General features: G+C 40.7%; 14 protein-coding genes and 2 riboswitches. Of the genes, 5 read left to right on the top strand and 9 right to left on the bottom strand.

The window, feature by feature from the left end; all coding sequences use genetic code 11:
* Positions 1-47 precede the first annotated feature (47 nt).
* A riboswitch (SAM riboswitch) is annotated at positions 48-149 on the bottom strand.
* A 44-nt stretch (positions 150-193) separates the two neighbouring features.
* The gene (locus NSS92_RS07970; RefSeq protein WP_340867290.1) at positions 194-1,384 is read right to left on the bottom strand and encodes a pyridoxal phosphate-dependent aminotransferase; all 1,191 of its coding nucleotides are present in this window, start codon (positions 1,382-1,384) and stop codon (positions 194-196) included.
* Positions 1,385-1,548: 164 nt separating this feature from the next.
* Positions 1,549-1,706, top strand: a riboswitch (SAM riboswitch).
* Between the two features lie 80 nt (positions 1,707-1,786).
* On the opposite strand from NSS92_RS07970, the gene mtnK reads away from it, so the two are divergent.
* On the top strand, positions 1,787-2,980 hold the full coding sequence (gene mtnK, locus NSS92_RS07975) for an S-methyl-5-thioribose kinase (RefSeq protein WP_340867291.1): 1,194 nt from the start codon (positions 1,787-1,789) through the stop codon (positions 2,978-2,980).
* Positions 2,981-2,986: 6 nt separating this feature from the next.
* Positions 2,987-4,048: an S-methyl-5-thioribose-1-phosphate isomerase gene (mtnA, locus tag NSS92_RS07980; RefSeq protein ID WP_267586115.1), complete on the top strand. Its 1,062-nt coding sequence runs from the start codon at positions 2,987-2,989 to the stop codon at positions 4,046-4,048.
* Between the two features lie 24 nt (positions 4,049-4,072).
* Here the strand turns inward: mtnA and NSS92_RS07985 are convergent, their stop codons facing one another.
* From NSS92_RS07985 to NSS92_RS07995, 3 genes are all read right to left on the bottom strand, one after another.
* Complete coding sequence (locus NSS92_RS07985) at positions 4,073-4,210, bottom strand: hypothetical protein (protein ID WP_185907584.1); 138 nt, start codon at positions 4,208-4,210, stop codon at positions 4,073-4,075.
* A gap of 89 nt (positions 4,211-4,299) precedes the next feature.
* Positions 4,300-4,791 (bottom strand): methylated-DNA--[protein]-cysteine S-methyltransferase, encoded by a 492-nt coding sequence (locus NSS92_RS07990; RefSeq protein ID WP_267586114.1) that lies wholly within the window; start codon positions 4,789-4,791, stop codon positions 4,300-4,302.
* Between the two features lies 1 nt (position 4,792).
* Positions 4,793-7,003 (bottom strand): PAS domain-containing sensor histidine kinase, encoded by a 2,211-nt coding sequence (locus tag NSS92_RS07995; protein ID WP_267586113.1) that lies wholly within the window; start codon positions 7,001-7,003, stop codon positions 4,793-4,795.
* Positions 7,004-7,296: 293 nt separating this feature from the next.
* Between NSS92_RS07995 and NSS92_RS08000 the strand changes: the two genes are divergently transcribed.
* The gene (locus tag NSS92_RS08000; protein ID WP_041116436.1) at positions 7,297-8,316 is read left to right on the top strand and encodes an acyltransferase family protein; all 1,020 of its coding nucleotides are present in this window, start codon (positions 7,297-7,299) and stop codon (positions 8,314-8,316) included.
* Between the two features lie 225 nt (positions 8,317-8,541).
* On the opposite strand, the gene NSS92_RS08005 is transcribed toward NSS92_RS08000, so the two are convergent.
* The 5 genes from NSS92_RS08005 to htpX form a co-directional block, all read right to left on the bottom strand.
* Positions 8,542-8,715, bottom strand: a complete 174-nt coding sequence (locus NSS92_RS08005; RefSeq protein WP_267586111.1) for a hypothetical protein — start codon at positions 8,713-8,715, stop codon at positions 8,542-8,544.
* Positions 8,708-8,872 carry a hypothetical protein gene (locus NSS92_RS08010; protein WP_340867292.1) on the bottom strand — a complete coding sequence of 55 codons (165 nt, stop codon included), beginning with the start codon at positions 8,870-8,872 and terminating at the stop codon, positions 8,708-8,710. The genes NSS92_RS08005 and NSS92_RS08010 overlap by 8 nt, the downstream gene beginning before the upstream one ends.
* A gap of 6 nt (positions 8,873-8,878) precedes the next feature.
* Positions 8,879-9,397: a DUF421 domain-containing protein gene (locus NSS92_RS08015; RefSeq protein ID WP_267586110.1), complete on the bottom strand. Its 519-nt coding sequence runs from the start codon at positions 9,395-9,397 to the stop codon at positions 8,879-8,881.
* A gap of 97 nt (positions 9,398-9,494) precedes the next feature.
* The gene (locus tag NSS92_RS08020; RefSeq protein WP_142944626.1) at positions 9,495-10,841 is read right to left on the bottom strand and encodes a TrkH family potassium uptake protein; all 1,347 of its coding nucleotides are present in this window, start codon (positions 10,839-10,841) and stop codon (positions 9,495-9,497) included.
* Between the two features lie 144 nt (positions 10,842-10,985).
* Positions 10,986-11,885 (bottom strand): protease HtpX, encoded by a 900-nt coding sequence (gene htpX, locus NSS92_RS08025; protein WP_024424664.1) that lies wholly within the window; start codon positions 11,883-11,885, stop codon positions 10,986-10,988.
* A 279-nt stretch (positions 11,886-12,164) separates the two neighbouring features.
* On the opposite strand from htpX, the gene NSS92_RS08030 reads away from it, so the two are divergent.
* Complete coding sequence (locus tag NSS92_RS08030) at positions 12,165-12,881, top strand: DUF1836 domain-containing protein (protein ID WP_048238697.1); 717 nt, start codon at positions 12,165-12,167, stop codon at positions 12,879-12,881.
* A gap of 123 nt (positions 12,882-13,004) precedes the next feature.
* Positions 13,005-13,199 (top strand): alpha/beta-type small acid-soluble spore protein, encoded by a 195-nt coding sequence (locus NSS92_RS08035; RefSeq protein WP_024424662.1) that lies wholly within the window; start codon positions 13,005-13,007, stop codon positions 13,197-13,199.
* The last annotated feature ends 11 nt before the right edge of the window (positions 13,200-13,210 follow it).

The raw sequence follows: 13,210 nt of genomic DNA on the forward strand, positions 1-13,210 counted from the left end.
GTGCTTCATGAGCGCCTTAAAGAGGTTGTTTCGTGTCATTCATCCGAATCTTATCTCTCAGCGCTTGCTGCAAGAATTAGCACCGTGCTTCATGGAAGTCGGTTGCCGGGCTTCATTGGGCTAGTCCCTCTGCCTACTCTTGATAAGAATATTCAATTTTCTTAAATATTGCCTGAATTATCGCACCATTTTTTTATGTTGTCAATGGCTTTTTTTCAAACAGCTTCAAAGCAGCGATGCGCTGAGCGGCTTCTTGTAACCGCTCCTCACTTGTTAGAAGTCCTACTCGCACATACCCTTCACCGTGAGCACCAAAGCCATTACCTGGCGCTACAACAACATGTGCCTTCTCTAATAATAAGTCAGAAAAAGCTTCAGATGTATATCCTTCTGGCACCTTTAACCAAGCAAAAAATGATCCCTTTGGTGCACTGACTTCCCAGCCAATTTCTTTGCAGGCAGCAATCCACACATTTCGCCTTTTCTCATATCGATCATTTTGCACCTGTACGCACGTTTGATCGCTTAATAGGGCTTCCGCTGCTGCATCTTGAGTGGCTTTAAACAGGGAGACAAACAGATGATCCTGATAAAGCTCAATTGCTTCAATAACAGACGGATTTCCTGCTGCAAATCCTACTCTCCACCCTGCCATATTGTACGTTTTAGACAATGTGTAAATTTCTATTCCCGTCTCCTTCGCTCCATCTACTTGCAGAAAGCTGAGCGGCTTTTCTCCATCAAATCCAATGCCGCCATATGCAAAATCATGGACAACACATAGCTTGTGATCTTTCGCAAACGTAACGGTTTCTTCAAAAAATGAACGGCTTGCCGTAGCCCCCGTCGGATTGTTGGGGTAATTTAAGTACATTAATTTTGCCTTTTTCTTATCATCCTCAGGGAGCAAATCGTAGTCAGGTAAAAAATCATTTTTTTCAAGAAGCGGCATGGTTACCATATTCGCTCCAGCAAGCACAGCACCTGACCAATAATCAGGATAACCAGGATCAGGGACAAGAAGCGTATCACCCGGATTCAGCAGGCATTGCGGCAGCTCAACAAGCCCTGCTTTCCCGCCAAATAAAATCGCAATTTCCGTCTTTGGATCAAGCGTGACGCCATATTCTCTTTCATAAAAAGCGGCAGCAGCCTTTTTTAATTTCGCTGTTCCACGGAATGAGGAGTATTGATGATTTTCAGGTTTTGCTACCGCTTCCTGCATGGCTTTTACAATGTGCGGAGGAGTTGGCTGATCAGGATTTCCCTGCCCTAAATTTATGATATCTGCCCCTTCCTTCACTTTTTTCTGCACTTTTTGGACAAGGGATGCAAAAAATTGCTTCGGTAATTGTTTCAATACATCTGATTGCTGGAATTCCATTTCTTCACCTTCTATTCAAGTTACGTAACAATACAATCACTGTAATGGATTGTTTTATGAATTGTAAAGCAATTTTGAAAAAAGATTGACATGATAAGCGCAGCTCTGATAATATCTTGAATTAAGAAATGCAAACAGACACGAAACAATTACATATTGATTTCTCTTATCGAGAGTTGGGCGAGGGATTTGGCCTTTTGACCCCAACAGCAACCGACCGTTAATACCACTGTGAAGTGGGGCGCAGCAAGTAACGCGCCAAGACAATTGTCTTATAGGGCACGGTGCTAATTCCATCAGACGTATGTGCTGAGAGATAAGAGAGGCTTTGAGCATACACACCATCAAGCCTCTTTCTCTCAGGAGAAAGAGGCTTTTTTATATGATTTGGAGGGGAAGCAATTGGTTACACTTACGGCATCATATGAAGAACTAACAGAAAGCTCGGCAGTTGCACTCGCAATTAGACTTGGCTTGATCCAAGAAAGCAGTCATTTGACATGTACTGAAATCGGTGACGGGAATTTAAATTACGTCTTTCATATTTATGATCACAAACAAGAAAAAGGATTGATCATCAAGCAGGCGCTGCCTTATGCAAAGGTGGTTGGGGAGAGCTGGCCGCTTACATTAGACCGGGCAAGAATTGAAAGTGCCGCCCTGATCAAGCAGTCAGAATATACGCCGCACCTCGTACCAGCAGTCTATTATTCAGATACAGCTCTTGCAGTGACAGCCATGGAGGATCTCTCACACTTAGAAATCGTCAGAAAAGGGCTAATTGCCGGAAAACAATATCCGCATTTATCTGATCATGTTGGAGAATTTTTAGGAAAAACACTTTTTTACACATCTGACTTTGCTACAAATCCTAAAATCAAAAAACAATTTGTGAAGCAATTTACGAACCCTGACCTGTGTGATATCACAGAAAAACTCGTCTTCACAGACCCTTTCTTTGATAGTGAAACAAATGACTTCGAAGAAGAATTAAGAGAATCAGCAGAAGCGCTTTGGGCAGATCTTGAAGTGCAGGCCAAAGCAGCAGAATTAAAGCGTATCTTCCTGACATCAGCTGAAACATTGGTTCATGGAGATCTTCATACAGGCAGTATTTTTGCAAATGAGACTGAAACGAAAATCATTGATCCAGAATTCGCGTTTTACGGTCCCTTTGGATTCGATATCGGCCACTTTACCGCAAATCTGTTCCTGAATGCTTTATCTCGCGAGAATGAACACGAGCAGCAGCACCTTTTTGACCATGTCGTCAATGTATGGGCAACATTCAAAGAAGTGTTCACAAAAGCTTGGAAAGAGGACAGCATTGAAGCATTTAGTGTATCGGACAGCTTTTTAGAAACAACGTTTGACCGGATTTTAAAAGAAGCGACAGGCTTTGCCGGCTGTGAGCTTGTCCGCCGAACAATTGGTCTTGCTCATGCCGCTGATCTTGATGCGATTCCATCACCAACTAGACGGATTCAGCAGAAAAAAGCAGCACTGACACTCGGAAAAACATTTATTAAACAATATCATGCAGTGGAAACAGCGTCTGACCTCGTCGCATTATTCCAGCCATCTGTAAAGGAGTGACGGGTTTTGTCAAAAGAATTTGAAGTCCCCCGTTCTGTCGAATGGGAAGAAAACCGTATTAACATTTTAAATCAGCAAAAATTACCGGCCGAAACCGTATTTGAGCATTTATATACGAAAGAAGATGTGTATGATGCGATTGTGTCATTAAAAGTACGCGGAGCGCCTGCGATTGGCATTACAGCAGCTTTTGGACTGGCGCTTAGTGCGCAAGCCATTGAGACAGAAGAAATGGATGTTTTTAAACAAAAAGTCATTCGGATAAAAGAATATTTAAACAGTGCTCGTCCAACCGCTGTGAACCTCGCCTGGGCACTAGACCGGCTGCTGCAGCGCATTCAGCGTGCAGCATCAGTGAATGCAGCCAAAACAGACCTTGTCCATGAAGCCATTCAAATTCAAATAGAAGATGAAGAAACATGCAGACAAATCGGTCAAAATGCACTTCAGCTCTTTAAATCAGGTGACCGTATCATGACCATTTGTAATGCAGGCTCCATCGCAACGAGCCGTTACGGAACAGCCCTTGCTCCCTTTTATTTAGCCAAAAAGAAAAATCTTGATCTTCACATTTATGCATGTGAAACACGCCCTGTTCTTCAAGGCGCTCGTCTGACAACATGGGAGCTCATGCAAGGCGGCGTGGATGTGACGCTCATTACAGATAACATGGCAGCCCACACGATGAAAGAAAAGCAAATTTCTGCTGTCATTGTTGGAGCTGACCGTATCGCCCGTAATGGAGATACAGCGAATAAGATTGGAACGTTAGGTCTTGCCGTTCTAGCCAAACATTTTAACATTCCATTTTTTGTAGCAGCACCGCTTTCAACCTTTGATGTATCCACACGCGACGGGTCAGATATTCCAATTGAAGAGCGCGACCCGCTGGAAGTAAAGGAATTAAACGGCGTCCCCATTGCACCGCCTGATGTTCAGGTATTCAATCCCGCCTTTGATGTCACTCCTCATCATCTCATTTCAGGCATCATTACAGAAAAGGGAATTATCACATCGAACTATGCAGAAGAGATTGATGCTCTTTTCGCCGAAAGCATCTCCCATTGATCGCAAAAAAGCGCCGTGTTCTTGTCATTTAAGAGCACCGCGCTTTTTTGTTTCTTGATTCGTTTTTGTTAAGATTTCTTTTTTTTGTTCTTCCGTCAAAACGTTCATTTTGACACAAAGTGACGTAACGGCATACATTTTATCTTTTTTGCCCCAAAACATGCCAGCGCCCTCCTTTTTCCCTCAACCAACTTTTTTAGCTTAATAAAAGGATATGTCGCTTGACAAACATTTGGAACAGGTCAATCGATTTATTTTTGAACAAATGGGATGCCTTCTAATTCAAGCAGGACCGCTTTCATGTCTGTCTTCGTTCCTGCATAGCCCGTTAGAGACCGGTCTTTTCCAATGACCCTGTGACACGGGATAAAAATAGGTAATGCATTCCTTCTGTTTGCTTGTCCGATGGCTCTCACAGCCTTTGGATTGCCAATCGCTTCTGCAATGTCTGCATAGCTTTTTGATTGACCATATGGAATGGCCGTCAATGCTTCCCACACCTGCTCTTGGAACGGAGAACCCGTTTGCTTGAGCGGGAGATCGAATACTTGACGCTCACCCTTGAAATATTCATCTAACTGCTTTTTCGCTTCTTGTAAGACAGACGTATCTGCTTGTTTTAGATTGGCTGCCTGCTTTTTTGCTAAAAACGGCTCATCATCAAACATCACCTCGATGATGGCACCGTCCTTTTCTAGTATGTATAATGCCCCGATGGGTGCGTGATAGACGGTATAATACACGTTACTGCTCTCCTTCTTGTTTCTGCTGCCTTAGTGGCAGCGTGAGATGGAAGACGGTTCCTACGCCTTCCTCACTTTCTACCTCAATAGTTCCTTGATGCTCTTCAATAATTTTATAACTAACCATTAAACCAAGTCCAGTTCCTCTTTCTTTCGTTGTATAAAAAGGCTCACCTAGGCGCTTTAACTTATCCTCTGCCATTCCGCAGCCTTCATCACGCAGTGAAATGACAATATGCTCCTCGCCCTTCCGCTGAATACTCACATAGACATTCCCTTTACGCGGCATGACTTCAATCGCATTTTTTAAAATGTTAATAAAGACCTGCTTTAATTGGTTTTGTTCACAATAAATGAGCGGAATCTCATCCAGCACATTGAGATGCATTTGAACATTGCCAAGATTCGCCTGTGCGTGCAGAAGATCCATCGTGTCTTTCACAATTTGCACCACATTTTTTTCTTCATATACAATAGCTTGCGGTTTCGCTAAAATCAAAAATTCGGTGATGATGGATTCAATTCGTTTCAGCTCTGATGTGATGACATTGAAATAGAGCGAATACTCCCCTTCTATATTTCCTTTTAACAGCTGAATGAAGCCTTTTAAGGCTGTCATCGGGTTTCTAATTTCATGAGCAATTCCAGCGGCAAGCTCTCCGACCACATGAAGGGTATCTGATTTTCTCACCCGCTCTTCTAATTCCTTCCGCTCTGTCACATCTCTAAAGATGGCCAAATTCATATTATGGATAATGTTGCGTTTAAAAGAGAATTCCAGTATACGCTGATCTGGATGGTTCAGTACAAATGGAACCTCATTGTCCATTTCATCTAATGACATCGCCTCGGCAGGCTGAGCCAAATTTTCAATTTGATAAGGGGCAAGGATGTGGAAAAGATTCATTTCTGTTAAATGTTCGTCCTTCAATTGGAGCAGCTCGCTGGCAGATGGATTGACTTCAATGATTCGGTATTGATTATCAAAAAGAACAATGCCGTCCATTGACCCATTAAATACTTTACGGAATTTGAGCTCACTTTCGCGCAGCTCCTGCTCCATTCTTTTTCGATCACTTACATTACGTAAAATGGTTAAGTGCTGGCCTTCTAATACCGCATGCTTTGATGTAAACTCAAGTTCTTTATACTGTCCATTTGCCATTTTGAACAAAAGCTCTTCCCTTATTTCATCATTCCGGATATAGCGTCTTCTTGTTGGTCTATATCTCTTATCAGATTTGACGAGAAAGTCGGTGAGTTTTTTGCCAATCAGTGAGTGCATTGGTAATTCAAAAATTCGGCAGGCTGATTCATTGGCTTTCACAATCTCTCCATCGTCCGCCCATATGATGATGGCATCCATTGCATTTTCGAAAATTTCTCTAAAGCGTTCTTCACTTTTTAACAACTTCTCTTCCATCAGCCTTTTTTCTGTAATATCCCGCATGATGGACATATAAAAACCACTCATGACATTTGATGTAATGGTGAGTTCGAATAATTTGTGCTGGCCAGATTGTAGAGTAACAGGTAGCTCTCCTTTTGCTTTCCCTGTTTCTTTAAGTGACGTTAAAAGGTGCTGCAAGGCTGGAAGATTATCTTCTTCGACAAATTCATGTAAATAGCGATCAGTTAAATCAGTCTTTTGCAGCTCAAAGCTCTGACAAAAAGAATGATTCGCATCGATCATGCAGCCATCCTGATCAAAAATGACCATCCCGTCAATGGCTCGGTCAAACAAATCTTTGAACAGCTGCTCATTCATGGAGCGTTCTCGTTCTAATATTTTCTTTGAGGAAATATCTCGCATGACCACAATATATTGCTGATTCATGGTGTCGTGCTCTGCGACAAATTCAATGTATTTTGTTTCACCATTTTCCAGCTGAATGGAGATTTCTCTTTTTAACGTACCTTTTCGAAAAAATAGATCGAGTGAGCATTCAATTTTATCTTTCGGGATGCCGTATAGGAAATCTAGAACGGATTTATTGAGGAGGTCTTCTTTCGGTGTCTGTACAAGCCTGCATGTTGCTTCGTTGGCTTGGATGATGTTGAGGTGCTGATCAAATATAAAAATGGCATCTAGCGTCTTATTTAACAGCATTTTTTGCTGCATCAACTCAGTTCGCAAATATTCGTTCTCTTTTTCTAATTTTCTGATATCTCCTGCAGGGGTTAACCTATTGCCATCGAGCGTTTCAGTCATTCTCTTACACTCCTTTTCCAGCCTCATTCCTCTACAATATTTCTACAATATTTTCATTGTTCCTTCATTCGACTCATAAAAAAAGATAACTTTTTACACGAAGACTGTCTCATTTATTTCATTTGGATGACAGGATTGTATAACGGTTCACTTTTCTTACGCTTCTTTTACAACCGTTCTACAATTTCACATCAAATAGCGAATTAAGCCAAAATGTATTTTAGAATGAGGCAAATAAGGGAACAGTGCACTTAGAACATTTATGTTTGAAATCGAGCAGGAAAGGTGATGTTATGGCATCTTCACGAGATAGTTATTTTGATAATGCGAAATTCCTTCTGATTTTTCTAGTTGTTTTTGGTCATTTGTTACGATCATTCATTCATGATAATGATTGGATGCTCTATTTATACAAGTTTATTTATACCTTTCACATGCCCGCCTTTATTTTAGTTTCTGGCTTTTTTGCAAAAGGGTTTAGAAAACCGGGTTTTATGAAAAAAGTCGCCGTTAAGCTGATCATCCCATATTTAATCTTTCAGGTGATCTATTCGGTTTACTATTATCTCTTGCAGGATCAAAGCATGGCCAATTTAAATCCAATTGATCCGCAATGGTCTTTATGGTTTTTAATTAGTTTATTCTTTTGGAATTTGCTGCTCATTCCTTTTTCAAAACTGCCGTTCCACTGGGCGATGATCGTCAGTTTATCGATTGCTTTACTTGTCGGTTATGTGGACAGCATCAGCGATACACTCAGCTTATCACGTACGTTTGTCTTTTTGCCTATGTTTTTAGCTGGATTCTATTTAAAAAAGCAGCATTTTGAATTCATCCGTACAAGCAAAGGAAAGCTGGCAGCACTTTTTGTATTAATGGCTGTGTTCCTGTTTTGCTACTTCTATGAATTTGATTATTCCTTCTTATTTGGCTCAAAGTCGTATGCTTCACTTGGAGATGAAGGAATGATTGCGGCGATGAAACGAATGGCATGGTATTTGCTTGCATTTGGTGCTACATTTAGCTTCTTTGCATTAGTTCCAACACGCCGTTTCTTCTTTACAAAATGGGGAACAAGAACGTTATATGTTTATTTATTACATGGCTTTGTGATCAAGCTGCTAAGAACCACTTGGTTTGATGATTGGGCACTAAATGCAGCAAGTGTACTCATTTTATTGCTGCTGACCATTTTGTTAACCTTTACCCTGTCTAGCACTTTTGTCAAAACCGTTGCACAGCCAGTGATTGAGCTCAAAATGACCAATCTCATGCGAACGATCACCGGCAGACAAGGGAGTTATATCAAATAAAAAACGATCCTAAATGGATCGTTACAGATTGTTGACAAAGAGCTAAAATGATCTCTATTTTAGCTCTTTGTCTTCTTTTCAGCGTGATAGAAAACCTTTGCAGTCTAGGAAGGACGAGTACCGGAGCGGAGCGAATTGAACATTCGTGAGCACTGGCACGCAGGACTGACAACGAATGCGAGGGTTTGTCTACACGCTGAAACGATCCTTAATGGATCGTTTTTTTTATTTCTTATTCTGCTTACATGCAGCATCTTTCTTTGGTTTTACCAAAGTATCAATCCATTTGCTGCTGTTGATATCTCCAAGCTCACTACCAAATTCCTCTTCTAAAATATCTGGGTCCATTGGCTTTTTATGGTCCTTCAACTCTTTGCTCTTTACATGCTTCTTAGTCACGAGATGCTCCCCCTTGTTTCCCTTTATGAGAATTTCGGTTTGCCTGACGATCTCTTGATTGTTCGTCAAATTGAGTTTGTCCTTGATCATGTGCCATGCTTTCTGTCGGCGTCATATTATTTGTTAATGCTTCATTTTTCGCTACTTTTCTTTTCATCTGCATTCAGTCCTTTTTTGACAGGTTTAGTTCTTCTCTTAATTGGTCAAGAAGCTCCTTCATTTGCTTGACCGTTACTGGCTTTTCCTCGGGTTTTAACTCATAGCCAATTTGTCCATTGGCTTCTAGCGTGGCTTTTTTGAGACTGCTGATGTCAGTGATGCCTTGCTGCTTTAAACGCATTTTGAGTTCATCCCTTGTGAGCCTCGTTTTCTTCAGCTTGTGATCAAGCATTTCTCCATCCTGCAAAATGACCACAGATTTCCCTGAAACCAATTTTTCAAAGAAATCAGATCGGATAGACAATTTTTCCATGATGACGAGTGCAATGATAAATGTAGTGGCGGCATAAATCGTTTCAAGTAAATTGTGCTCAATAAAGGGTTGGATAATAATCGATCCGATTGAAATCATAATCACTGTTTGTTGCACAGTTAATTGACTAATGGATTTAGGCCCTGCTATTCTCAGCAGCAAGGTACCAACTAGCAGCATGACAATTGCTTTCCATATTACATCCAGCACGTCTCGTTCACCTCTTACCTATAGATTGCGAACATCTCATGTGATTTAGCCAGTTAGATAATGGAAATAAAAAAACAGCATTCCATTTGAATGCTGTTTAGCCAATAATGACGCGCTCTTTCGGATAATGATAATTCGCTTCGCTTTCTCTTCGGCCTATTAAATATAAAAAGCTTGGAATGCCAATCCGTCCAATAAACATGACAACCATGATGATACATTTACCGAACACAGTGAGATCTGAGGTGATTCCTAGCGACAGCCCAGTTGTTCCGAAAGCAGAGCAGACTTCAAATAAATTTTCAAGAAGTGTATTATGCTCTGTTAAGGATAACAGGAACGTAGCACCAAAGACCAAAATAAAGGCCATCATGGTCACCATAAGGGATTTATTAATATCCGCTTGATGAAGTTCTCTCTTGAAGATTTTAATGGACTTATTTCCCCTAGCATAATGAAACAAGGCAAGTAAGTTAAGGGCAAACGTAGTTGTCCGAATTCCGCCCCCTACAGAGCTTGGGGAAGCCCCGATAAACATGAGCATACATAAAAATAAAAGCGTCGGTTCCGTCAGCTGTGTAATATCTAACGTTGTCAGCCCCCCGCTTCTTGTTGCAGTCGATTGGAACAAAGAATAAAACAAGATTTCGTGCCAGCTTTTCCCTACAAAGCTAAACCCGGCTTCAAGTGCATATATTCCAATCGCTCCAACAACGACAAGGCCGCCGAACGTGATCGTTGTGATTTTTGTAAACAATGAGAACGATGCGTGCTTTCGGTCCTGATTGAACAAATAGTCCTTCACTTCCACGAGCACAGGAAAGCCAATCGCTCCAAAAATGATCAGCAGCATCGTAATAAACTGGACGAAATAATCATCTTTGTAGGGGATAAGCGAGCTTCCTGTAATATCGAAGCCCCCATTGGTTGTCGCACTAATACTTGAGAAGAAGCCGTGTAAGAAGGCCCCTTGCACATCGTAATATTTGAGAAAATACATGCTTAAAATCAGACCGCCGACAAACTCAATCAGCAAAATTAAATATAAAACCTGCTTCATTAGTTTCACAATTCCTGATAAATTGCTCTGGTTTTGATCTGCCATGATAAGCTTTCTCTCTTTAATCCCAATTCTTTTTCGCATGACAAGCCATACGAAGGTACCGAGCGTCATAATGCCGATTCCACCGATTTGCAGAACAAACGCAAGGATCCACATCCCTGTCACACTAAATGTTTGTGAGGTGTCGACAACAGTGAGTCCTGTGACACTCACAGCACTCACCGCTGTAAATAAGGCATCAATGAATGTCCATTTTACTCCCTCTTGATGAGCCACTGGCAGGCTGAGAAGAATAAGCGACACGGTCACAGCAAGAAAATAATAAAGGGCAATCAACTGAAAAGCTGACAGCCGGTCAATTAGCTTTTTTATAGGATTCATTGTCATTCCTTCTTTTATCTATCTTTTCGAATACCTTTATCATTTTAATGAAAAGAGACATGATTTTAAAGCTATTTTATGCTTTATTTTCTTTTTCATCAAAAAGAAAAAGACATCCTGTCAAAGAATGTCTTTTCGTCTTTCTTATTTTGCTTCTAGTCTTCTAATTCTTTCGTTTAAATCAGGGTGTGTTGAGAAAAGAGAAGCTTTTCGTTTACCGCTGATTTTAAGCGTAGCGACTGCTGTTTGATCATCATCTTTGATTCTTGACGTGTACGCCTCAAGTGAACGAAGCGCATGAATCATTTTGTCTTTACCTGCAAGGTCGGCTCCGCCGCGGTCTGCATGGAATTCACGGTGTCTAGAATATGCAAACACGACAAGGCTTCCTAGGATAGAGAAAATGATTTGGAAGACAATCACAGCGATAAAGTGAACAATCGGCACAAGCTCTTCACGTGAAACAAAACGGCTTGCGATCCATGCCGCAATTCTTGAAAGGAACACAACAAACGTGTTGACGATCCCTTGAAGCAGCGTCATCGTCACCATGTCTCCATTTGCAACGTGAGCGACTTCGTGGGCGATTACGCCTTCAACTGCTGCATCATCCATTTCATGAAGTAATCCAGTTGATACCGCAACAAGTGATCTTCTCTTTGAAGGACCTGTTGCAAAAGCATTTACTTCAGATGATTGATAAATACCAACCTCAGGCATTTTAGAAAGGCCTGCTGCTCTTGAAAGTCTGTGCACGCGGTCAACAAGCTGCTGCTCATCATATGTTAATGAATCCTTTTCTGGATTTAACACACGTACACCCATCATCATTTTTGCCATCCAGCGAGACATTGCAAGTGACATAAACGAGCCAACAAAACCAACAACTGCACTGAATACAAGAAGATAAAGGATATTAAGTCTTCCGTCTGCTCCTATATAAGAACCAACACCAGTTGCTGCACTAATAACCGACAGTACAATACCAATCGTAGTGATAACAAGAATGTTCGTTAATATAAACAGAAATATTCTCTTACCCATACATAACCTCCGCTGTCATATTAAGTTCAAATGAACTTATTAATAAAATTATAAAAATAAACGTCTCAAATTGCAAGGAAAAAGGAATCACTTTCTCTGTTTATCATAACGGCTAAAGCCCCGCCACTTCAATATTTACGACATTTGCACAAGCAGAAAAGTGAACAAATTGTGACGCGCCGGCCTGATTTTTAGTTTATTTTGCATTTTCATCAAAAAGAGACTATGATGTTGAATTAGATCAATAATCACGTTTTTGACGTACAAATGAGGTGGAACATGGTTACTTATAAATTAACGAGAATTGACATGACGAGACTTCTGTATTCTCTAAAAGGAGAGGGAGATCTGACTCCGCTTCAGCTTTTAAAACTATCTGTAAAAAATGGCAAGGATCATGACTATGATGAATTAAAGATCCCTTCTTTTTTTGAGAAGCTTGAACGGCGGAAGCAAAAATCAGAGCATGGACTTTCTACAAATGAAATTGTTGAGCTTGGCAACTTGTGTGAGCTGACTTCTCTTAAATCGACGGCGATTCAAAATTGGATCAAACGTGATATTAAAGATATGATTGGTCATCCAGAGCTTGGCAAGAAGTACTCTATTGATCAGGTCGTTATTTTATTAATTGTCAGGGATTTAAAATCAGTTTTTGACTTCGATGCCATTCGTATGATCTTATCTGCCTTATTTAACACCATTACAGATCGAACAGATGATATTATTAGTCCAATCCGTTTTTATGAAGCATATGCGCACGTCCTTGATTTTATTTATCACCATACACAATTTCCATTAAAGGAAACAAATTTACGAGAAATAACCGAGGAGCAGACAGACAAGCTCCATGACGAGTTTACAGAATTGACGAAGAGCCAATGGAATTTGATTAAAGGCATTATCAGTTCTACCGTCTTCTCTGTATTTACTTCTCATTTGCAAAGTACCGCCCAAGAAATGATGTATAATACGCTGCAGCTGAATAAGGGATAAATAAGAACCGAGGTGACCTTCATCACCTCGGTTTTTTTGTACAGCAATTGCCAGCATAATTGCACGCCGTTTTTTTCAAAATAAGAAGGCGCAACAAACATGAGGTGAAAGGAGGAATATGACATGGCAAATCGAAATCAACTTCTTGTTCCTGGAGTAGAACAAGCTTTAGATCAATTTAAATACGAGATTGCTCAAGAATTTGGCGTCACTCTCGGTTCAGATACAGTCTCACGTGCAAACGGTTCTGTTGGCGGTGAAATCACAAAAAGACTCGTTCAACAGGCTCAATCACAAATGGGTAATCAATCTAAATAATGACATGGTAA

This window comes from Bacillus sp. FSL M8-0166, from assembly GCF_038008825.1.
GTDB classification, from domain to species: domain Bacteria; phylum Bacillota; class Bacilli; order Bacillales; family Bacillaceae; genus Bacillus; species Bacillus safensis.

Excerpts from the sequence above, each read along its gene's own strand:
- NSS92_RS07970 (WP_340867290.1), bottom strand. The coding sequence starts at position 1,384 with ATGGAATTCCAGCAATCAGATGTATTGAAACAATTACCGAAGCAATTT.
- NSS92_RS07985 (WP_185907584.1), bottom strand. The coding sequence starts at position 4,210 with ATGTTTTGGGGCAAAAAAGATAAAATGTATGCCGTTACGTCACTTTGT.
- NSS92_RS07995 (WP_267586113.1), bottom strand. The coding sequence starts at position 7,003 with ATGACTGAAACGCTCGATGGCAATAGGTTAACCCCTGCAGGAGATATC.
- NSS92_RS08000 (WP_041116436.1), top strand. The coding sequence starts at position 7,297 with ATGGCATCTTCACGAGATAGTTATTTTGATAATGCGAAATTCCTTCTG.
- NSS92_RS08010 (WP_340867292.1), bottom strand. The coding sequence starts at position 8,872 with ATGAAAAGAAAAGTAGCGAAAAATGAAGCATTAACAAATAATATGACG.
- NSS92_RS08020 (WP_142944626.1), bottom strand. The coding sequence starts at position 10,841 with ATGAATCCTATAAAAAAGCTAATTGACCGGCTGTCAGCTTTTCAGTTG.
- htpX (WP_024424664.1), bottom strand. The coding sequence starts at position 11,885 with ATGGGTAAGAGAATATTTCTGTTTATATTAACGAACATTCTTGTTATC.
- NSS92_RS08030 (WP_048238697.1), top strand. The coding sequence starts at position 12,165 with ATGGTTACTTATAAATTAACGAGAATTGACATGACGAGACTTCTGTAT.
- NSS92_RS08035 (WP_024424662.1), top strand. The coding sequence starts at position 13,005 with ATGGCAAATCGAAATCAACTTCTTGTTCCTGGAGTAGAACAAGCTTTA.